The following is a 21,067-nucleotide window of genomic DNA, read 5'->3' as shown; positions in this document are numbered from 1 at the left end:
CATTCACTCCGGTTCCGCTTAAAGTATGGTAAACATTTCCTCTGTCTTCTCCAAAAGGTTCCTGTAGTGCTGCATCTGTTGTGCCAGGCCCTTGGTGCTCCCCTGCTCCCTGAGATAAAACAGCTCGTTTAACCTTCCGTAGCGTCCCTCCTCCATAAAGCTGCCATGTTTCTCCCCTGAAATCGTGCCGCTTTGGGTGACAACCATCTCCCCGTCCTGTTTCTCTGAAATGTAATACTGGATACTCTCCCCAAAAAACAGGATAAATTCTTTTACATAAATCCCCTCATACATCTCCGCCATCTCTTCCGTCACATAAATATCCTGATTTTCCCTGGACTTGTAGCGCATCTGTACCTTTTTCCCCGGAATGCTTTTATATTCCAGAAAATATTTGTCAAACAACTGGTATTTCATTTTCATATGGGGGCTTAAATTCCCGTAAAAAGCAAAGGAAATCCCCTGGTACACATACTTTTGCAGAATGGACTCCAGTATCTCTTCCTCATCGCTTCCCCGGGTCCCCCCCTCCGCCAGGCGGCGCAAAAGGGCAAGCTCGCACACCATGGGAAGCTCCCCTTCTTTTTTCATCTGCTGCATTAATTTTGTAAAGAGATGGGCCGGCGGAACCATGTCATTGATAAAATTGGTGTAGGAAAAATAGTTCAGGTAAGCCCTCTTTATCTTTTTGTCCCCGGCAGCCTCATAACTTTCATATATTTCAGAACAGGAATCCAAAAACTCTGTTGTGTAAAGCATCTGGACTAAAATCCGCTCCTCTAAAGCCCCTGTTTCTAACCGAAGCTCTCTTGCCTGCCTCCAAACCGCTTCCATATTTTTTGTGGATCCCTCATAGTACCTGGCCAGATATTCAATGATTACAGAATCTTTCACATCCTGGAAGAAAAGTTCTGCGGCAAATTTTAATAATGCCTCATTTTCCCCAAATTTCATCTCCCTGATTTGATGGGAAACACATTCCCCCCAGCCGGGGAGGGGGCAGGATTCACTGCCGTAGACAACCATTAGCTTATATGCCTGGTCAAACATTTTATGGCTGATTAAAGTATCTGTGATACACTCCCTGTCCTCCCTGGGAAGCTTCCCATAATCGATTTTTTCCAGACAGCGGTTTATCTCCCCTGTGTTCCCCATGGTGTGGAGAAGGCGTATCATTTTTGCCCCCAGCCAAGCGTGGTAAGAATCGCTGACTTCCTTTGAACCCATAGCCAGACGGAAATAATCCAAATCCTTCTCCTCAAAGTAACGCACCGCCCTGCGGCTGGAAAAATAGTACAGAATATAGGAAAGTTCCTGGGGAGCTAAGGCCATGCAGTCCCTTAAATATTTTCCCGGATACATAAGCTTTTCCAACTGGTAAGAAATACTTCCGTTGTATCGGTTTCCTCTCCCATCCTCAATAAAAATGGAGTATTCATTGGAATACAGGTTGAAATACGCTGTTCCCCCCGTCAAGGGAATCACCTGCACTTCCTTCAGGGCGCTGTCGCTTACAATGACACGCAGGGCCCGGGGATCCAGGCAGGTTAGCTTGTGGACAAACATCACATTGGATAAGACCTCCGCCAGTTTCGGGGAATGTACCCCCTCCCGGATCACTTCATTGTAGATGACCGCCAGGTTATCGTCCATGTGGGAAAGCTCCATCTGCTCGTAGGCAAAAACTTCCATGGACTGGCGGTAAGGTTCAAATTCCTCGGGCTTTTTCTCCCTGTTTGCTATGAGATTTACATACAAAACGGATTTTCTCCTGTAATCTAACTGGCTGTTATACTTAAAGTACATAAGAATAATCTTAGGCACTTCCATTACCGACCTTAAGTCCATAGACAAGAGATACGCTTCGTAAAGCCCTGTCATCCGAAGCTTTTCCAGTACCCCTTTTTCATACCAGGGGAAATAGGCTTTTCCGTATTTCTGGTTTTTAATGAGGTAACTGCACACAGCAGTCAAAGCCCCATCGTCCCCCAACACATCATAACAGTCTTTTAAGAGCAAAAACACAGTGTGCTTATACCCCATCCTCTCAGGGAATATTTTAAGAATCTGCCTGGCAATGTCTCTGCTGATAAGATTTTGCTTTCTTCCCCAGTTTAACACCTCAAGCTCAAACTCCCCCATCCGTCCGAAGAGCAAAGGGTCGTTTCTCATAAGGCAAAAGCTTTCCGCATACAAAAGAGGGCTTTTATACCCCTCACGGACGCGTCCCTCCAGGGATTTTAACTTCCTGAAATCATCTTTTGAATACTCTCTCTCCATAAACAAAAGACAAAAGAACAGTATGGGGTTTTCCCTGTGCTTTACAAAAATCTTTTCAATTTCCATGGTAAGTTTATCCACATAAACTTCTTCCCGCTCCATAAGGGTGCAGATGTAGAGATAATACCCCCACTGGGGACTATTTTTATCCTTCCACTCCCTTTTAAACTCATTTAAGATCCATTCCGTCTCCTGCCTCTGTCCGTTTAGGAAAAAGACCTGTGCCTTCATCAGGCCATACCAGGATTCCTCCGGGAGTTTCTCCCCCAGTTCATCCAAAAGGGCAATCGACGCTTTCGCCCACTTACCCGTTACAATCTTTTTCAAACGGTAATCCGTGTAAAGTTTTATAAGTTTTACATAAATCTCTTTGATTTCCCGGTGCTCCCCCCCTGTGGAAATCCCCTGGGGTTTCCGGGAGGCACAGATTTTTACCTCAATGCGCTGGCTCACGCTCTCAAGACTAAGGACGGCAAAATTTTTCCCGGGATGCATCTTTTCCGGCACAATATAATAATTTACGATACAAAGGCTTCCCACAAAATCCTGGGTGGTAATTTTTGCTTTTTCCGGCTGAAGAAAAGCACAGTCGCTTTTTACCGTAAATTCCAGATATCCCCAGGTATTTCTTGTTAAATGTACCTGGTACTTTAAGTCCTCCGAAACTTCATAGTAGGAAGCCTCATTGGTATCGCAGGTACACACCGCCTGCTCCTTTAAATGACAGGCCAGGAAAAATTCTTCCATATTCAGGTCACTTGGCCTGCCCTTCGAGAGCCCTTGGTAGAGGAGGGACTTATTTCCCGCCTTTTCCCCCAGGATATTTTTAAAACAGGAGGAATAAAATATTTTTTTTGCCTCCTCCCAGTTTTCCTGGGCAAGGGCTGTAAAGTCCTTAAGGTTCCTCACAGGCCCCATGGAGGTGTCCGCATAGAGCTTTACAATAGTCACAACAAAAGAAAGGTTATATTCTGCCTGGTTTAAGACGATAAAAAAATCGCCTTTTTGAATATCCCCTTCCATTAATCCTTCACTGTGGAATTCATATTTTATCCGAACGGATTCTCCTTCAAACTGGGGTGTGAGACATTCCATCCTGGAATTGGAGGAATAGACCCTTCCCCTAAGAGGAAGGGAATTTTCGCTTTTCATCTCAAACTCGCCCTGACAGGTTCTTCCCTCTAAAACCTGAAGCTCTACTCGGTCTGTGGAAAATGCCATCATCGGTTCTGCACAGGAAAACCTGCCTCTGGCAAGCTCATCAATCCTTTTTCGCACGATGCCACCCATTTTCACTTTCTATTGCTTTTTCACTGATTATGATTATAATGATTATAAATTATAAACTATTTAAAGTACAAATTCAACATTTTTAAGACAGTTGTGCCAAAGGGCAAAACTGGCTATCTTTCAGAAACGAGGTATCTATTATGATTAAACACAAAGACCATTTTCACGGAAGTGATTTGGAAAAAATTGAGGAAGTTTATAAAATCCCAAAGGAGAGTATTATCAGCTTTTCCGCCAACGTAAACCCCCTGGGCATCTCCCCCAGCTTAAAAAACACTTTGTCACAGCACTTAGACGCCATCACCGCCTACCCTGACAGGGAATATACTTCCCTGCGCACCTGCATTGCAAATTATGTCCGCTCGGAGGCGGAAAATATTATTGTGGGAAACGGCTCCACGGAGTTAATCTCCCTCTTTATTCAGATAGAGCGTCCCAAAAAGGCCATGATTATCGGCCCTACCTACTCTGAATATGAACGGGAAATCTTTTTGGGAGGCGGCACTACCCACTACTATCCCTTAAAGGAAAAAGATGACTTTAGGCTGGATTTAGAAGATTTTAAAGAGCACTTAAACGAGAGCATTGACCTTTTAGTTATCTGCAACCCCAACAACCCCACTTCCTCCGCCATAAGCAGGAAGGAAATGCGGGGAATTTTAGATGTGTGCAAGCAGTACGATATTTTTGTGATGGTGGATGAAACTTATGTGGAATTTGCAGACAATGTAGGGGACACCACATCTATCCCCTTAACCAACTACTACAACAACATTATAATCTTAAGGGGAACCGCCAAATTCTTCGCAGCCCCGGGACTTAGGCTTGGTTACGCCGTAACGGGAAACCACGATTTAATCAAAGCCATTAACACCAGGAAAAATCCTTGGACTATAAACTCCCTGGCTGTGATTGCAGGGGAATTAATGTTTACAGACCAGGAATACATCGAAAAAACAAGGGAATTAATTTTAGCGGAGCGGAAACGGATTTATAAAAAATTTGCTGAAAGCGGCATGTTTAAAGTCTACCCTCCCAACGCAAATTTTCTCCTGGCAAAAATCTTGAAAGACGATATCAATTCCCAGGACTTATTTGACCGGGCCATCCGCAGGGGAATGATGATAAGGGACTGCTCCACCTTCCCATTTTTAGACCAGAAATACATCCGTTTTTGCTTTATGATGCCGGAAGATAACGACAGGCTTTCCCTCTGCCTGCTGGAAAACCTGTAAAAAGTCTTGCCTTTTCTCCCTGTATGTGATATTGTATTATTAATCTAATACAGTAGTTAATATGGAAAGAGGTGATAAAATGCCATGGAATCTCACAAGTGACCGCCCTATTTTTTCCCAGATTATGGATATCATTTTCCAAAACATTATTTCAGGGAAATATGCCCCGGGAGAAAAGCTTCCATCGGTAAGGGATTTGGCCGCCCAGGCTGCCGTGAATCCCAACACTATGCAAAAAGCCCTCTCAGAGCTGGAAAAAACCGGAGTGGTATTTGCAAAACGCACCAGCGGAAGATATATTACGGAGGACACTGCCATGATACAGGAGTTAAAATCCCATATGGCCTTAGAAAAGATACAGGAGTTTTTAAAGAGCATGGAAAACCTTGGGATTAGCAATGAGGAGACAGCAGTTTTGCTGACAGAAATTTTGGAAGGGGAAAAATAAGCATGAGTACACTTTTAGAATGTAAGGGCCTTTTTAAGTCCTACAGCGGCAGGCCCGCCCTTAAGAATGTAAACCTAGCCATTGAAAGCGGCCACATTGTAGGGCTTTTAGGCCCCAACGGAAGCGGGAAAACTACTTTGATAAAGCTGATTAACGGGCTTTTAACCCCAACCCAGGGAGAGCTTTACATTAATCAGAACCCTGTGGGAGTGGAGAGCAAAAAGATTGTGTCCTATCTTCCTGACCATACATATTTGGATATGAACCTTAAAGTTCGGGATATTATCAGCTACTTCATGGATTTTTATGAAGATTTTGACGAAAAGAAGGCATATGACATGCTCTCGAAGTTAAGGATTAACCCCGGGGATAAGTTAAATACCATGTCCAAGGGTACAAAGGAAAAGGTGCAGCTTATCCTTGTAATGAGCCGAAGGGCAAAACTTTATGTGTTAGACGAGCCCATTGCCGGGGTGGACCCGGCAGCCAGGGATTACATTTTAGACATTATTTTAAGCAATTATGAGGAGGATGCCACAATTTTAATTTCCACCCACTTAATTGCGGATATTGAAAATATTTTAGACCAGGTGATTTTCTTAAAACATGGTGAAATTTCCCTGATATCTTCTGTAGATGATATTAGGAGCGGCCAGGGAAAATCGGTAGACGCACTGTTTCGGGAGGTATTCAGATGTTAGGAAAATATATGAAACATGAATTTAAGGAAACGGGAAAATTGATGATTCCCTTAAACCTTGTAATTTTAGTCTTTACCCTGCTGGGGATGGTTATGCTGGGAAGCCGTCTTCTCTCAACCCCTGCTATGGCATTGATTGGCATTGCCTCCCTGACACTTTACATTTTAACCCTTTTTGCCATTTTTATTGTGGTCTATGTGTATTTTACGGTGCGGTTCTACAAGACGATGTACCAAAGCCAGGGATATTTGACCCACACACTCCCCCTGTCCACGGGAAGCATTGTAAACACAAAAGTGTTTGTATCCCTGTTCTGGGTAACGGTCACTGTCGTATTTACAACTTTATCCATCATCGCTTTGGTTTACACTGCAATGGGGCAGGAATGGGGAAAAATGGCCGTAGACAGTGATATATCTTTCCTCAAAGAACTTTTATTCTCCTTCTTGCTCCCCTGTTTCTCTCTCACTATATTGGGGTGCTTAGAGCAGCTTCTTATGATTTATGCCTCCCTGGCCATCGGACAGCTTTTCAGACAATACCGGGTACTGGCATCCATTGGTACATTTTTTGTCTTTTACATTGCTCTTCAGATATTGGGAACCCTTACTATGTTTTTTACACAGTTTTTTTCCATGGACAGACTTTTCCACATATCTGAAAATATATCAGGTGATTCCTTTATCCCGTTTTACCGGCAGCTATTCTCCGTGTCCACCATAGAGGTCATTGTATTTTGTATTGTGTTCTATATCTTGTGCTACTGGCTAACTGACAAAAAATTAAATTTAGAATGAATATTGTGTTCTATATAAAAAAGGAATCTCTCCTGGGAGATTCCTTTTTTATATCAGGATTTATTTATTTGACAAATACTCATGTATTCCCTTTGCCGCAGCCTTTCCTGCCCCCATGGCAAGAATAACCGTTGCCGCTCCTGTCACAGCGTCCCCTCCGGCAAATACTCCAGGTTTAGATGTGGCGCCATTTTCTTCCTCTGCCACAATACATTTTCTCCTGTTTGTATCAAGCCCTTTGGTGGTGGAAGAAATTAAGGGGTTTGGAGAAGTCCCCAGGGACATAATCACCGTATCCAGCGCAATGTCAAACTCGGAGCCTTTGATTTCCACAGGGGAACGCCGTCCGGATTCATCCGGCTCCCCCAGCTCCATTTTAATACAGGTCATGCCCTTTACCCAGCCTTCCTCATCCACATGGATTTCCACAGGATTGGTGAGAAGGTTAAAGATAATGCCCTCCTCTTTGGCATGATGCACTTCCTCCACCCTGGCGGGAAGCTCCTCCTCGCTTCTCCTGTACACAATATGTACCTCTGCCCCTAACCTTAAAGCAGTTCTGGCCGCATCCATGGCAACGTTTCCGCCTCCCACAACAGCCACTTTCTTTCCCCGCATAATGGGGGTGTCATACTCTTCTTTAAAGGCTTTCATCAGGTTATTTCTGGTTAAAAACTCGTTGGCTGAAAATACGCCGTTGGCCTGCTCCCCAGGGATTCCCATAAACCGGGGAAGCCCTGCCCCGGAACCGATAAATACTGCCTCAAATCCCTCTTCCTCCATAAGTTCATCTATGGTGGTGGATTTTCCGATTACAACGTTTGTCTCGATTTTCACCCCAAGGGCCTTTACATTTTCCACTTCTTTTGCTACCACATCCCCTTTGGGCAGACGGAATTCCGGAATACCATAAATCAATACTCCTCCCGGCTCATGAAGGGCCTCAAAAATCGTAACTTCGTAGCCTAATTTTGCCAAATCCCCTGCACAGGTAAGGCCTGCAGGGCCGGAACCGATAACAGCCACTTTATGTCCGTTCACCTTCTCCGCTTTCTTGGGCTTTATGCCATTCTCCCTTGCCCAGTCAGCCACAAAACGCTCTAACTTACCGATGGATACCGGCTCTCCCTTAATACCCCGGATACATTTTCCCTCACATTGGCTCTCCTGGGGGCAAACCCTGCCGCACACTGCGGGAAGGGCGGAGGATTCACTGATAATCTGATACGCTTTCTCAAAATTACGGTTCTTTACCTCATTGATAAATGCGGGGATATCGATAGATACAGGACATCCCTTGATGCACTGGGCATTTTTACAGTTTAAGCATCTCTCAGCCTCGGCAACCGCTTCCTCCTCATTATATCCCAGACACACTTCCTCAAAGTTTTTTGCACGGACTTTGGGGTCCTGCTCCCTCACCGGCACTTTTTCCAATATATTCATTATTCGTCACCTCCGCAATGTCCGCATCCGCCGTGGTGAGTATCCCCCTCCACAAGCTTTAACATAGCTCTTCCTTCCTCTGTCTTGTAGGTCTGCTGGCGTTTCATGGCCTGGTCAAAATCTACCAGATGCCCGTCAAACTCCGGCCCGTCCACGCAGGCGAATTTCACTTCCCCGCCTACGGTAAGACGGCAGGCGCCGCACATGCCGGTTCCGTCCACCATAATGGGGTTCATGGACACAATGGTGGGTATCCCCAGCTCTTTGGTGAGCTTGCAGACGAATTTCATCATAATCATAGGCCCGATGGCGATACACAAATCATAGTGTTTCCCCTCATCTACCAAAGCCTGCAGCTGATTTGTGCCCATGCCGTGGAATCCGTAGCTGCCGTCGTCTGTAGTGACATAGAGGTTTGTGGCTACTTTTTTCATCTCCTCCACATAGATTAAAAGGTCTTTTGTCTTAGAGCCCATAATCACATCACAGTCAACACCGTGGTTATGTAACCATTTTACCTGGGGATATACCGGGGCGGTTCCCAATCCCCCTGCAATAAAGATGATTTTTTTCTTTTTCAGCTCCTCTAAATCTGTGTGGATCATCTCAGAGGCACATCCCAAGGGGCCCACAAAATCCATCAGGTTCTCCCCCGCCTGTAATTTTACCATGCGCTCCGTAGATGCCCCTACGGTCTGGATCACTATGGTGACACTGCCCTTTTCCCTGTCATAATCGCAGATGGTAAGTGGAATGCGCTCTCCCACTTCATCTGTTTTTACGATTACAAACTGCCCTGGCTCACATGCTTTTGCTACTCTTGGCGCCTCGACCTCCATAAGATAAATCTTATCCGCCAATTTTTCGCTTCTTAAAATTGGGTACATCTCTTTCCTCCTGTTTTCTATCATGATTATTTACAAAAGACTTTTAAAAATCTACTGTAATATATCCGTGTACAATGCAAATTCATATCCTAACTCCCTTGCCTTGTCAATAAACTGCCCCAGCACATTAGTATTTGTCCAGGACTCTGCGTGGAGCAGATAAATTGCCCCAGGATGAAGTTTATCTATCATTTTCTGTAAGGATTCCGCCTCGTTGGGCTGGTTGTTTACATCATAGTCCAGATATGCAAAACTCCAGAACACGCTGCGGTAACCACAGTTATTTAACACGGCCAAAGACTGCTCGCTGAATTTTCCCGCCGGGAAACGGAAGAGGAACATATCATAGTTAAAATTCTTCTTGATAAACTCATGATTTCCCATAACCTCCTGCTCCTGGTCAGCCAAAGACAGACTTGGAATCCCTGCAGAGGGATGGGTGACAGAATGGTTTCCCAGGATATGCCCGTCGTCTATAATCTGCCGCACCAAATCCGGGTCTTTCTCCGCATAGGGCTTTGTGACAAAAAACACTGCCTTAACATCTTTTTCTTTTAAGGTACTTAAAATGGAGGGGGTGCATCCATACTCGTACCCTTCGTCTAAGGTGAGATATATTTTTTTGTCTGAGGTTGCAGTGGGAATAATAAAATCGGCGGAGTAATCTTTATATTTCTCCTGATAGCTTAAGGTTCCCGCCGGGCGGTTAAACTCATCCACATTGCTGCCCTGCCCCCAGTTTAAAATTTCAGAACTTAAGGCGCTTACGTTGTCAATCTTAGGATTATTCAGAGTCATTCCTGTAAAGAGGCCGTCTCCCCCCTCTTCCGTGCTCTCTAACTCCTCCGTGGAAAGCTCGCCGGTGGGGCCGTAGGCGGAGTAGGTGTCTTTTACCGCCTGGGTGATTGCCTTTGCATACTCCTCCATTTTGCTGTCGTAAAGATTATTGTCCTCCCCATTATTGATAAATCCGATTTCCAACAGACAGGCAGGCATATTCGTATTGTTCAGCACATAGTAGTCGGAATCCTCACCGGTGTCTGTCCCCGCCTTGATGCCTCTGTCCCTGGAAACTCCCGCTTCCACCACCGCATTATGGACATTGCTGGCAAGGTCGTCTACAATTTTGCTGGAATTCGCCGCTTTCCATGTCTCATTGCCGTATCCGTCCCCCAGATTTCTGTGAAGGGAGATATAGTAATCTGCGTCGGAACTGTTGGCAATGGCCACACGCTCTTTTAAAAATACCTTTGTGTCATTGTCCTCCCTTGTCATCACCACTTTAATTCCTTGGGCTTCCATCTCTTTTTTCACCGCCTGGGCTAACGCCCAGGTATCATCTTTTTCTAATCTTCCATCAGAATCACACCCGGGGTCCGTGCCTCCATGCCCTGGGTCTAAACAAACTGTAAGCACATGGGGCTCTATCATGGGCTGGGTTTCCGTCTCCGGCACCTTTTCCCCTGTATCGCCTTCCTCTATGTTGGACACAGTACTCACAATCTTATCCATTAGCTTTCCGTCATCCAGCTTTTTATCTAAAAATATGCACAAAAGAACCGTTAAGCACAGTACGCTGATACATACCGACCACTTTAACACCGCCTGGATCATCCATACCCTGGTGTGCTTTTTCTTTTCCACAATTATGCGTTTTCCGTCTTTTTCCCTGATATATTTCATTTTTCCTCCTTATGTTGTAACGCCCCCTCTCACCCTAGGTTCGGCGGCACTTGCCACAAGAAGGGACCCGCTTGCGGGAAGATTTCTTGTGGCTCTAAATCGTCAGAAGGCATCCTAAGAAATGCTTCGCATTTGCCTTCTTCCTCAGGAAAAATAGACCAACTCATCCATTGGCTCTTTGGCCTCCTCTATGGAAATGGGATAGAGCACCGGTCCTTTTCCCCTGTATTCTTTTGCAAACTCTACCCGGATTTCTGCCAGAATCTTTATCCACGATTTGTGGGGAATACTCTTGGAATCAGCATATTTGCACTTAAATCCCAAAAACTGTACATCCTCAATGCAGCAGGTCATAGCAAACCTTCCCGGTACCATAATTCCCTTTTTCATCTTCTCTGGATTGTATACCAACCCTAAAAATTCAATTTTCTTCCCGTCGTATTTCTTATAATTTTCCTGGGCATCCATATACCAAATGGCATAGTCCGCATCGGAAATCTCAATCACATCCTGATTGATGTCAAAGGGAAGTTCCTCCTCCCTCTCATCAATGCTCCCATCGGCCCTCTCATATACAATTTGGGCCGGACGGTTCACCGCTTTAATGGCACGGCGGAATTTTCCCCTGGGGGTATCGTCATCACAGCGGTTAATTATTACAACATCCGCCCGAAAGAGCTGTTCCATAATCATGGCCCGCATATTGCTTAAATACATGTCAAAAGTTGTGCCGTCCACCGTTGCTAAGGACTGGACGAAAATCCACCCTTTTGGCAGCTTCATCTCCAGCAATTTATCCATTTTCCAGGTTCCGTTGTACTCAATAAAAACCTGGTCCGGAAGATACTGAACATTGATGTTTTTAAGGAGGGTTTCGTTAAAATCTTCCTCCTTTTCCACCATCAGCATTTTTGTATTTGCCTCTTTCAGTTCCTCCTCATCATACTCCTCATCCCCGTCCTCGCAGACAATTAAAAGGGTTTTTGCCCCGTCTCCGAAGTTTTCCTCCAATAAGGTCTGACGAATCAGGCTTGTCTTGCCGCTGTCCATAAAACCGGTAAACAGATATACTGGTATCTCTTCCATGTGATTTCCTCCGCTATCTCTTATGCAATGCCAAATAACTTCTCTAATTCATGCTCTTTTATATCTGTGCCAATCACGCAGAGACGTCCGGTGTAATCCGGCTCTCCCTGGCGGATTTCATACTCCCCGGGAACCATGTCAAAATAAATCCAGCCCCCTTCTGTACTTTCCACCATGCCCTTTGCCCGCAAAACAGAACCGTACTCTTCCGTTTCCGCCAAAGTTTTAACCGCTGTCTCTATCTGCTCTTTTGTGAATTTCCGGGGCGTCTCTTTCCCCCAGCTTGTAAAGATGTCGTCCGCATGGTGGTGTCCATGGTCGTGATGGTGATGTTCATGGCTGTGCCCCTCATGCTCATGGCCGTGATGTTCGTAATCATGTTCTTCGCTGTCGTGATGATGGTCGTGCTCATGCTCTTCATGGTCGTGCCCGTGATGGTGGCCGTGCTCATGCTCTTCATGGTCGTGCCCGTGATGGTGGCCGTGCTCATGCTCTTCGTGGTCATGATGGTGGTGCTCCGCCTCATGCCTTCTGTGCTCTTCCTCCGCCAATACTTTCATCTCCAGGGAATCCTGCCCTTCCACCACTTTCAAAATCTGCTCCCCGGATATGTCGTCCCAGGGGGTGGTGATAATTGCCGCCTTTTCGTTTAATTCCTGCATCTTTTTTACACAAAGCTCCAACTGCTCCGAAGAAGTATTCTGTGTCCTGCTTAAGACAATGGTGGTGGCAAATTCAATCTGGTTATTAAAAAACTCCCCGAAAGCCTTCATCTGCTTTAAAGTCTTTTTTGCATTCACCACTGTCACCAGGGCATTTAGCTTTACGTCCTGCTCTTTTTCAATGTCGATAACAGACTTCATCACATCCGAAAGTTTCCCCACGCCGGAAGGCTCAATGATAATCCGATCCGGGTGGTAAGTGGAAATCACCTCATTTAAATTCCTGCCGAAATCCCCCACCAGGGAACAGCAGATACACCCGGAATTCATCTCTGTAATATTCACGCCGGAATCCTTTAAAAACCCTCCGTCAATCCCCACTTCTCCAAACTCATTTTCTATGAGGGCAATTTTTTCATCTCTATATACTTCATCTAACATTTTTTTAATAAAAGTCGTTTTTCCTGCCCCTAAAAAGCCGGAAATAATATCAATTTTTATCATGACTGCTCCTTCTTTCTTTTTGCTGATTAATATATTGATTTTTTTATGGACATACGGTTTTATTATAGACATAAAAAGAAGGTTTGTCAAACCGCAGATATGTGGAAATTGCTGTTAAACGCTTACTTTTTATAAGTTTTTTTATTTTTAAGAAAATCTTAAAGAATACGACCCGGCCTTCTTTCGTATAAAAAGGGGGGTGCACACTAATTACCCAGTGCGACACCCCCATCTATTCACCATAAAGTGATTTTTATATGTATTTAATCCATCAAACAGTCAAAATCTTCTCCCCATCTCTCAGAAGCTTTTTGAAATAAATTTTCTATTTCTTCCTTGTATTCCTCTGTTGCTTGTTTTTCATATTCCTCTAAGGCAATCCCGTTTTTATCAATCATTATACTTTGAATTGAATTTCCCACGGCTGGAAGCATAACCCCAAATTCTGTTTTTTTAAATCGGGAAGGCCATATCAATAATGAAATATCATTATCTCCCACTTTCGCAGATACAGCAAGATTTCCGGTAAAATAGAGATAAGCAGGAAACATCACATCATATATATAGCCATCTTCAAAAGCATCATAATACGAAAATTTTTTGGTTTCCTCCATTCCTTCCGTAAATTTTGTATACAATAAAAAGTTGTAAATCCAACATCCATGATAAATAATAATAAATATCCCTACAAATGCAATAAACATTTTTTTTACTTTCTTTTTCTTCATAATTCAATCACCCTCCCTCCCTGCTGTTTTAATTCTTCGCTGTGGGTGACAAGAATAATGGTAGTTCCCTTCTCATTCATCTGTTTTAGTATAGACATTACCTTTTTAGCATTCTTTTCATCTAATGAACCTGTAGGTTCATCCGCCAAAATCAAATCACATTTTTTCACCATAAGCCTGGCTAAAGCTATTCTCTGCTGCTCTCCGCCTGAAAGGGTATATACTTTAGCGTTTACAAAATCTGACATTCCTACTTTTTCCAGTGCTTCCTGAATTGATATCGTAGAACGATTGCCTTTGCGAATCATATTTAGATTTTGATATACTGTTTTCTCTTCCAAAAGAACAAAGTTCTGAAACAAAAAACCCACCGTGTTCCGATAGTAGCTTAACTGATTCCTTCTTCGCATAATATCAATTCCCTCTACAGTAATCTGTCCAGAATCAATACGTTCCAAGGCTCCTATCATATTTAGAAGCGTTGTTTTTCCACTGCCGCTTTCCCCTGAAATTACCACAAATTCTCCTTTTGCAATGTGTAGATTATAATTGGAAAACAAAACTTTATCTCCATACTTTTTATTTACATTGTTTAATTCTATCATAATATACCGCCTTTAAAAACTTTGCTTATGTTTACATGATCCAACTTGTGAGAATATTCTGCTACAAATAAATGTTCCATTACTAGAATAAAAATTCCTCCCGCCATAACATAAAAAGTAGAAGAGAAACTCATGGCAATACATAATAAAACAGAAATGGCCAAACTGAGCCAACCACCTATTAAAATAGTAATAGCCTTTCTTTGACGAAATACAAAAGAATCTCCATGAATTTTACTTAATAATAACTCCTTTGCATTTATTTGATATTCGTATTTCAATATATTTTTCAAAACAAGCCCTTCCAGCAACATAAGAATGATAAAAAACAAAATACCCATAATCATACTACGTTTTGTAGTTTCCCATGTATAAAGATAAGTCTCATAGGCATTTGTTTTATAATGTTGCTCGTGAAAATCATTTTCCAATGCAATGTTTTCAAACTCTTCATCAGAAAAAGAAAACAATGTACCATAACTTATATAAAGAATATTTTGAATCGGCACTTCCTTTGTAATGCTGGGATTAAAGATAACTACCGGATTTTTTTTCAAACTGCTGTTTACCTGCCCAGTATCGGAAATCGCCATCACCCACCTGTTCCGTTCATATTCTACTATTTCATATTCTTCCATTTCTAAATAAGAAAATCCAATGTCTTCTAAATCCTCCAGAAAACCGGCTTTCCTTTGATAGCCTTTTGGAACTAAGCAATACATTCTATCTTCCCATGATTTTCCCTGTATTTCTGGTATTATAGTGGATAAATAATCGTAAGCTCCCTTGTCTGCAAATATGTATTCCACCTCCGTACCCCAGTTCCCTAAATCTACCAGTGAAACAGTTTTTCCTGACTGAAGCCCATTCCTGTAATATGCTTGCATTAAATTCTTATCCTCTTCAAAATCTGCACCTCCTACCACCACATAAAAGTAATCTTTTTTTGTCTCAAAAAAATCTCTTTGTCTGTAACAGTCTATCCCCTGGAAGATTAATTCCATACATCCTGTCATAAGAATCACGACAAAAATAGATGTCACCATTTTAAAAACATAGCTAATCTTTAAAATATTTTTTGCACTTACTTTTGTCTGAATGTCTTTTTTATAATCTGTAAATAACATGCTAAAATATGCCAGTGAATTGACAGCCAAAAAAGTCAAAAAAATAATTATTGAAATCTGTTTCAGATAAAATGCATTGGTATAGATACTTAAAATTCCTAAGATAAAAAGAAACATTCCACTATACACCAATATATCCCATAAAATCTGCTTCAAAACATAATACAATATTTGTTCCCCTATAGTAATCCGCAATACTATATTCTTTTTCTTCTGTGCTATCTCATAAAAAGTTAAAAGCAACAAAAACAAAGTAACACAAATCCACACCACTCCAATGGATCGCCTGCTGTTTATCTCCTGATATCCTTCCTTAGGAAATGCACCTGCATATTTATCAACCAGATTCTGTTTAAATTTTGTGATACATTCTTCCTTTCCTATCACATAATAATTCTCTATTTTCCCAATCTCTGGTATCTCTTCCCAAGGATGAAATAGAACATATACATTTCCCAAAAAAATACTTTTAAATTTTCCTTCTCTTATATCAGATTTTTTTGCAAGAGATTCAAAAGCAGATTTGCTAGTAGCATAAATATCTAACTTTTCAGAAAATAAAGATGTTACTTCACAATTTACAATAAAAACCTCCACCTTTTCTTTTTCTGCTTCTTTTTGGATATCTTTCATCATTTCTGATTCTGTGGTATCTTCCTGTATATAAAACGTCACATACTTATATTCGCTTTCAAAACTGTCCAAGTTCCATACATAAATTTCTCCTACAAAAGTAAATGCCAGGAGAAACAATAAAAAACCCGTTACATACTTAATTTGTTTCACAATATCCTCCGTTACTTTATAATACTCTAAATTGCTTTTAAAATATTCCGAAAGCTTTTTCGGTAAAATAAATAAAGAAGAGTAAAGTCTGGTAAAAACCAAATTTTACTCTTCCAATTAGATTAATACCCTGTATTTTGATATTGTATATAACTTCCTTTATGCCTTACTTCTATTTTAGCTGTTTTCTTTTTTTTCTTTTTTGAAGACATAAAAGCCCCTCTTTTATTACTCACAATGGCAGAATGTTCTCTTTTTGAATGATAAGCCCATGCAAAATCTTCGTTTATCAAAACAGTATTATAACCATATGTTAATTTAGAATCTTTGCCATATTTCGTTAATTTCCAATCAGATTTAAATGTTTGTTCACCATTATCAACATAAATATATCCTTTTATACCACCAGCACCTTTTGGATTCACTCTTGATACTGTGCCTGTTGTTGACGTTGCAACGGGAGTTTTTGATGCCGTTTTTGATGCCGCAAAAGTATTAAATGGTGAACTGCAAATTACAGTCCCTGCTGTTAAAAGCATTATAAATCCTGTTTTTACTCTTTGATTCATTTCATATCTCCTTTTATTATTTATGTTTGATGCTTAATCTTCCAATTCTAATTTTGAAATATAGCTTCACCTCTTCCCAGCAATTTTTCAAACAATAAAAGTATATGATTATATGTATAACTTTGCAATACATCTTGTATGAACGACATTTTTTTGTATGAACGACATTTTGTTATTGTAATCTAAACACTATATTCCGCAAAATATATACCTCTTATGACAAAATAAAGCATATAAATTTTAAACAATATGCCTTAATGTTTTCGTTATAATTAGTTTGTCAAACCGCAGATACGTGGAAATTGCTGTTAATACAGGGCTGTTTCTTAATTCTTTTTTAAGGTTTCTTCCTGAAGCCTGTCAAACTCCGCCATACAATCATCCACAGTATCACCCTTTAGGAGCTGCTGCACAATCAGGCAGGTATTTCCCCACTGCTCCAGCTTCATGCCCGCATTGGAGCCAAGAACATAAACATTTTCCTTGATTCTGTCATTTAAGGGTTTTAATGCGGGAACACAGTCCCCCTCCACATTTTTGGAGGGGGAAATCACCTTATTTGTCTCCGTGTACACCTGCAGTGCCTGATCGGAGGTCATAACATCCAGAGCCTTCATGGCATCCTCCCTGTGCTCTGCGTTCACACCTACCCCAAAACCCGTAATTGGCACAACAGGCATTTGTCCCCGGCTGCTGGGAAATCCGATGACAAGCATCCTAAAATCCGTTTTCCCGTAAGCTGTCTCCGTGTTTGCCGCACCCCAGTAGGCCATGACAATCGGCGTCTTCTGGTTTAAAAAATCTTCCCCTTCCCCCTCAATGGCCTCGCTCACATAGGCTTTTTTTGCATCAATGTATCCCTTGTCAATCATCTCCTGTAAAAATTCAAAACCGGGGCGCATATAGTCGCTGTACTTCCTCTCCCCGCTGTTTAACGCCGCTATCTCCTCTTTGGTATTTCCCCCGTTATAAAGGTCTGCATAGGCCTGGGCCAGCACAAAAGTCTCCAGCCACCAGCGGTTTGCCCCCACCGGCGTCTCAATGCCCTTCTCTTTAAAAACCCTGCAGCACTCCAAAAATTCCTCCGGCGTCTCCGGCAGCTCTAATTTATACTCATCAAACATATCTTTATTAATAAAAAGGCCGTAGGCCACCACCTCCTGGGGAATTGCCACCAGTTTCCCGTCTATGGTATTTGCCGTCTTTACCACATCCCTGAGATTTTTTGCGCTGTCAAGGCCGGAAAGGTCCATAAGCTTTCCCTCCTCCCCAAGAGTTTTAATGGTATCCGGATTTAAAAGATACAGATCGTCCATATCATTTCTCGCCCTGTCAAGAGTCACATCATCGTAGGTTTTCTCCTGGTAATTCTCCGCCGTATAGGTTCTGTAAGCCATTGTAATGCCAAGATCCTCCTCCGCCATAATCACGGTTTTATCCGATGCGCTTCTGGCCGTATTCTCCACCCCCGGATCTGTCTTTTCCATAGGGCTGAAAAGATTTACCACCTTCTCATTTTCCTCCCCGGAGGTGATAAGATTAAATTCTTTCTCCTTGAGCCCGCAGGAAGAAAGCATACTTGGAGCCAAAAGGCCCAGCAGCAAAACAGCCAGCCCTATTCCCTTTCTCTTCCCCATATCCTATCCCCTTTCTTTACATGCTCCCTAATAACCCTTTTTAATAATTCCATGTCAATGGGCTTTGCCACATGGACATTCATTCCCGCATCCAGTGCGGCTTTTTCGTCTTCCGCAAAGGCATTGGCGGTCATTGCAATAATGGGAATCTCCCCTGCATCCTCCCTGTCCAAAGCCCTGATGTTTCTGGTGGCTTCATAGCCGTTCATCACCGGCATCTGCACATCCATGAGTATTGCATCAAATTCCCCTTTTTCTGATTTTTCAAATCGTTCCACCGCCAGACGGCCGTTTTCCACAATCTGGCAGCCTGCACCTTCCATCTCCAAAATTTCCTTTAGAATTTCCGCATTAATCTCATTATCCTCTGCGGCAAGGAAATTAAGGCCTGACAGGCCGGAACTCTCCTCCTCTTTCTGCGCACTCTCTTTCTCTGATCCTTCCAACAAATTTTTTACTTTCTCCTTTAAGGCAGACACAAAGAAGGGCTTTGTCATAACTTCCCCATTCTCCATCTCAAGGGCTTTCTCTAAAAACTCTGCATCCCAGGATGCCAGAAATACAATGGGAATTTCCGGCAGCAGTTCCCTGATTTTTTCCGCCCCATGGATACTCTCCTGATTCGGCAGGTCAAAATCCAGAAGGACAATCTGATAAGTCTCTTCCGTATCCCTTAAAAACTCCATGGCTCTGGCAATTCCAGACACCGTATCCACAGTAACCCCGAAATCTTTCATAGATATCTCAATATTCCTGCAGATTTCCTCATCCGCCCCCACAGCAAAAATCCGGGTAATCCCTTTTTCTTCCCAGAAAAGCATATCTTCCCTGTCTTCCGGTATCCTGCACTCTAACTCCACCTGAAAAACAGTCCCCTTATCCACCTGGCTGGAAACTTCTATGGTTCCCCCCATAAGTTCCACAATGTTTTTTGTAATAGCCATGCCAAGGCCGGTGCCCTGGACCTTGTTGGTAGTACTGTTTTCCGCTCTGGTAAAGGCGTCAAAAATCGTCTCAAGATATTCCGGCGTCATTCCGTAACCGTTGTCCTCCACCTCAATCCGAAAATGTTCGTACTGGGGAGAGCGCTGTTTCAACCCAAGGATACGGAAATAGATACGCCCTCCCCTCTGGGTATATTTAACCGCATTGGAGAGAAGGTTAATTAAAATCTGGTTTATCCTGGTCTCATCCCCCACAAGAATCTCATGGGCAACCCCTGTTACCTCCACATAAAAATGCTGTTCCCTTTCCTGGGCCATAGGCCGTATAATGGCATCCACGGAAGACACCAGGTCACTTAAGGTAAACTTTTCATAGTTTAAAACCACTTTTCCGCTCTCAATTTTAGACACATCCAAAACATCGTTAATCAGGCTCAAAAGATGCTTGCCGGAAGCCGTAATTTTTTTGGTGTATTCCCTGACCTTCACAGGATTTTCCGCATCCATGGCAAGGAGGGTGGTAAAACCTAAAACAGCATTCATAGGGGTCCTGATATCATGGGACATGTTGGAGAGAAATGTTGTCTTGGACTCACTTGCAATCTGGGCAGCCTTAAGGGCCTCCGCAAGCTGTTTATTGTGCATCTCCCGTTCCGTCTCCCGCTCTCTTCTAAGTTTTTCCTGCTGTCTCTGATTTAAATAATACAAAATGAAACAGAGGAAAAAGGCTATGAGCATGGAGAGGACCACAAGGAAGATATTCTGGTTTACCGATCTGCCCTCCTGCTGGATTTCCTCCACAGGCACATAACCGATGAGATAAATCGATCCCCCGTTTAGGGCCCACATATAATTTAAAGCGCTTTTTCCCAGGATATCATGGTAGAACATAATATTCTCCCCATTGGAAATGCACAGGGAAACTTCTTCCTTAAGCTTTTGTTCCGTGATAGCATTTGCCCGGTAAAAATCCTCCAAGTTCAAATGCCCTGCGCTGCGCTCTCCCATTCCCTTGGGTTTTAGCACAAGTTTCTGGCTCCTTGCATCCATCACATAGAGCATGGCTTTTTGATTGTAAAAACCCTTAGGCAGGGACTTGTCAAGGGAATCATACACATATTCCACATAGAGCATTCCTATTTTTTCCCCACCCCTCTCCACAGGGCACACCATGGAATAAGCCCATGTTCCCATGTAATTCAGATAGGACTGGGAAATTTCCAGTCCCTCCGCTGTCCCCTGGGAGGAAAAATTCAACTCTTCCGCAGTGAAAATTTCCCCGGTATTGGAAATTCCTTTCTCCTCACCTGCAGGGATATAAGAAATTTTTGTCATAGACGGACTTTTCTTATAGGTGAGAATATATTCTTTTGGATCATCCTCCCGGGCAATTTCCCCCGCCATAAGTTTTTGATATTCCGCATCCTTTTTTAACATGGACTCTATGGTACATTTTATCAAATCCAGGCTTTCGCTTAGATTCTGAATAGCCGATGCGGACATGTCCGCAGAGATTCTCCGTGCAACGGAAAATACAATCACTCCTAAAACACTAAATAGAAGTATCATAGAAAGAAGCAAATGTATTCCTTTGTCCTTTCTGCTTCTGTTCTTTTTTTGTTTCATCCTTACTCTCCCATTCCCCTGTCTGT

The 21,067-nt window shown here is 42.7% G+C and carries 16 protein-coding genes; 4 read left to right on the top strand and 12 right to left on the bottom strand.

Annotated features, from left to right (window positions below; all coding sequences use genetic code 11):
* Positions 1-18 precede the first annotated feature (18 nt).
* Complete coding sequence (locus D7Y06_RS02640) at positions 19-3,570, bottom strand: DUF5717 family protein (protein WP_120406284.1); 3,552 nt, start codon at positions 3,568-3,570, stop codon at positions 19-21.
* 140 nt (positions 3,571-3,710) lie between these two features.
* On the opposite strand from D7Y06_RS02640, the gene D7Y06_RS02635 reads away from it, so the two are divergent.
* From D7Y06_RS02635 to D7Y06_RS02620, 4 genes are all read left to right on the top strand, one after another.
* Positions 3,711-4,805, top strand: coding sequence for a pyridoxal phosphate-dependent aminotransferase (locus D7Y06_RS02635; protein WP_120406283.1), 1,095 nt, complete (start codon positions 3,711-3,713; stop codon positions 4,803-4,805).
* 79 nt (positions 4,806-4,884) lie between these two features.
* The gene (locus D7Y06_RS02630; RefSeq protein ID WP_120406282.1) at positions 4,885-5,253 is read left to right on the top strand and encodes a GntR family transcriptional regulator; all 369 of its coding nucleotides are present in this window, start codon (positions 4,885-4,887) and stop codon (positions 5,251-5,253) included.
* Between the two features lie 2 nt (positions 5,254-5,255).
* The gene (locus D7Y06_RS02625) at positions 5,256-5,954 is read left to right on the top strand and encodes an ABC transporter ATP-binding protein (RefSeq protein ID WP_120406281.1); all 699 of its coding nucleotides are present in this window, start codon (positions 5,256-5,258) and stop codon (positions 5,952-5,954) included.
* On the top strand, positions 5,948-6,751 hold the full coding sequence (locus tag D7Y06_RS02620; protein WP_120406280.1) for a hypothetical protein: 804 nt from the start codon (positions 5,948-5,950) through the stop codon (positions 6,749-6,751). The genes D7Y06_RS02625 and D7Y06_RS02620 overlap by 7 nt, the downstream gene beginning before the upstream one ends.
* Positions 6,752-6,811: 60 nt before the next feature.
* Here the strand turns inward: D7Y06_RS02620 and gltA are convergent, their stop codons facing one another.
* From gltA to D7Y06_RS02565, 11 genes are all read right to left on the bottom strand, one after another.
* Entirely contained in the window at positions 6,812-8,197 is a 1,386-nt protein-coding gene (gene gltA, locus D7Y06_RS02615; protein ID WP_120406279.1) for an NADPH-dependent glutamate synthase, read from the bottom strand.
* A complete protein-coding gene (locus D7Y06_RS02610) occupies positions 8,197-9,084 on the bottom strand; it encodes a sulfide/dihydroorotate dehydrogenase-like FAD/NAD-binding protein (RefSeq protein ID WP_120406278.1) in 888 nt (295 codons plus the stop codon). Before D7Y06_RS02610 ends, gltA begins: the two co-directional genes overlap by 1 nt.
* 51 nt (positions 9,085-9,135) lie before the next feature.
* Complete coding sequence (locus tag D7Y06_RS02605) at positions 9,136-10,767, bottom strand: N-acetylmuramoyl-L-alanine amidase (protein ID WP_120406277.1); 1,632 nt, start codon at positions 10,765-10,767, stop codon at positions 9,136-9,138.
* A 144-nt stretch (positions 10,768-10,911) separates the two neighbouring features.
* Positions 10,912-11,853, bottom strand: a complete 942-nt coding sequence (locus D7Y06_RS02600) for a TIGR03943 family putative permease subunit (protein WP_120406276.1) — start codon at positions 11,851-11,853, stop codon at positions 10,912-10,914.
* Positions 11,854-11,873: 20 nt separating this feature from the next.
* Positions 11,874-13,019 (bottom strand): GTP-binding protein, encoded by a 1,146-nt coding sequence (locus tag D7Y06_RS02595; RefSeq protein WP_120406275.1) that lies wholly within the window; start codon positions 13,017-13,019, stop codon positions 11,874-11,876.
* A 263-nt stretch (positions 13,020-13,282) separates the two neighbouring features.
* Positions 13,283-13,747 (bottom strand): hypothetical protein, encoded by a 465-nt coding sequence (locus D7Y06_RS02590; RefSeq protein ID WP_120406274.1) that lies wholly within the window; start codon positions 13,745-13,747, stop codon positions 13,283-13,285.
* Complete coding sequence (locus D7Y06_RS02585) at positions 13,744-14,352, bottom strand: ABC transporter ATP-binding protein (RefSeq protein WP_120406273.1); 609 nt, start codon at positions 14,350-14,352, stop codon at positions 13,744-13,746. The genes D7Y06_RS02590 and D7Y06_RS02585 overlap by 4 nt, the downstream gene beginning before the upstream one ends.
* Positions 14,349-16,115, bottom strand: coding sequence for a hypothetical protein (locus D7Y06_RS25600; RefSeq protein ID WP_158591196.1), 1,767 nt, complete (start codon positions 16,113-16,115; stop codon positions 14,349-14,351). Before D7Y06_RS25600 ends, D7Y06_RS02585 begins: the two co-directional genes overlap by 4 nt.
* 272 nt (positions 16,116-16,387) lie before the next feature.
* Positions 16,388-16,834 (bottom strand): mediterrocin family bacteriocin, encoded by a 447-nt coding sequence (locus tag D7Y06_RS02575; protein ID WP_120406271.1) that lies wholly within the window; start codon positions 16,832-16,834, stop codon positions 16,388-16,390.
* Positions 16,835-17,160: 326 nt separating this feature from the next.
* Positions 17,161-18,471 (bottom strand): ABC transporter substrate-binding protein, encoded by a 1,311-nt coding sequence (locus D7Y06_RS02570; RefSeq protein ID WP_120406270.1) that lies wholly within the window; start codon positions 18,469-18,471, stop codon positions 17,161-17,163.
* A complete protein-coding gene (locus D7Y06_RS02565) occupies positions 18,450-21,041 on the bottom strand; it encodes an ATP-binding response regulator (RefSeq protein ID WP_120406269.1) in 2,592 nt (863 codons plus the stop codon). Before D7Y06_RS02565 ends, D7Y06_RS02570 begins: the two co-directional genes overlap by 22 nt.
* Positions 21,042-21,067: the final 26 nt, after the last annotated feature.

It is taken from the genome of Roseburia sp. 1XD42-69 (assembly GCF_003612565.1).
Classification (GTDB): Bacteria; Bacillota; Clostridia; order Lachnospirales; family Lachnospiraceae; genus Roseburia_B.
This window is presented reverse-complemented; position numbering and strand designations above follow the sequence as displayed.

What these genes read in the sequence shown, in the direction of transcription:
- D7Y06_RS02585 (WP_120406273.1), bottom strand. Translation starts at nt 14,352, where the DNA reads ATGATAGAATTAAACAATGTAAATAAAAAGTATGGAGATAAAGTTTTG.
- D7Y06_RS02640 (WP_120406284.1), bottom strand. Translation starts at nt 3,570, where the DNA reads ATGGGTGGCATCGTGCGAAAAAGGATTGATGAGCTTGCCAGAGGCAGG.
- D7Y06_RS02625 (WP_120406281.1), top strand. Translation starts at nt 5,256, where the DNA reads ATGAGTACACTTTTAGAATGTAAGGGCCTTTTTAAGTCCTACAGCGGC.
- D7Y06_RS02610 (WP_120406278.1), bottom strand. Translation starts at nt 9,084, where the DNA reads ATGTACCCAATTTTAAGAAGCGAAAAATTGGCGGATAAGATTTATCTT.
- D7Y06_RS02630 (WP_120406282.1), top strand. Translation starts at nt 4,885, where the DNA reads ATGCCATGGAATCTCACAAGTGACCGCCCTATTTTTTCCCAGATTATG.
- D7Y06_RS02620 (WP_120406280.1), top strand. Translation starts at nt 5,948, where the DNA reads ATGTTAGGAAAATATATGAAACATGAATTTAAGGAAACGGGAAAATTG.
- D7Y06_RS02605 (WP_120406277.1), bottom strand. Translation starts at nt 10,767, where the DNA reads ATGAAATATATCAGGGAAAAAGACGGAAAACGCATAATTGTGGAAAAG.
- D7Y06_RS25600 (WP_158591196.1), bottom strand. Translation starts at nt 16,115, where the DNA reads ATGATGAAAGATATCCAAAAAGAAGCAGAAAAAGAAAAGGTGGAGGTT.
- D7Y06_RS02590 (WP_120406274.1), bottom strand. Translation starts at nt 13,747, where the DNA reads ATGAAGAAAAAGAAAGTAAAAAAAATGTTTATTGCATTTGTAGGGATA.
- D7Y06_RS02565 (WP_120406269.1), bottom strand. Translation starts at nt 21,041, where the DNA reads ATGAAACAAAAAAAGAACAGAAGCAGAAAGGACAAAGGAATACATTTG.
- D7Y06_RS02570 (WP_120406270.1), bottom strand. Translation starts at nt 18,471, where the DNA reads ATGGGGAAGAGAAAGGGAATAGGGCTGGCTGTTTTGCTGCTGGGCCTT.
- gltA (WP_120406279.1), bottom strand. Translation starts at nt 8,197, where the DNA reads ATGAATATATTGGAAAAAGTGCCGGTGAGGGAGCAGGACCCCAAAGTC.
- D7Y06_RS02600 (WP_120406276.1), bottom strand. Translation starts at nt 11,853, where the DNA reads ATGGAAGAGATACCAGTATATCTGTTTACCGGTTTTATGGACAGCGGC.
- D7Y06_RS02575 (WP_120406271.1), bottom strand. Translation starts at nt 16,834, where the DNA reads ATGAATCAAAGAGTAAAAACAGGATTTATAATGCTTTTAACAGCAGGG.
- D7Y06_RS02635 (WP_120406283.1), top strand. Translation starts at nt 3,711, where the DNA reads ATGATTAAACACAAAGACCATTTTCACGGAAGTGATTTGGAAAAAATT.
- D7Y06_RS02595 (WP_120406275.1), bottom strand. Translation starts at nt 13,019, where the DNA reads ATGATAAAAATTGATATTATTTCCGGCTTTTTAGGGGCAGGAAAAACG.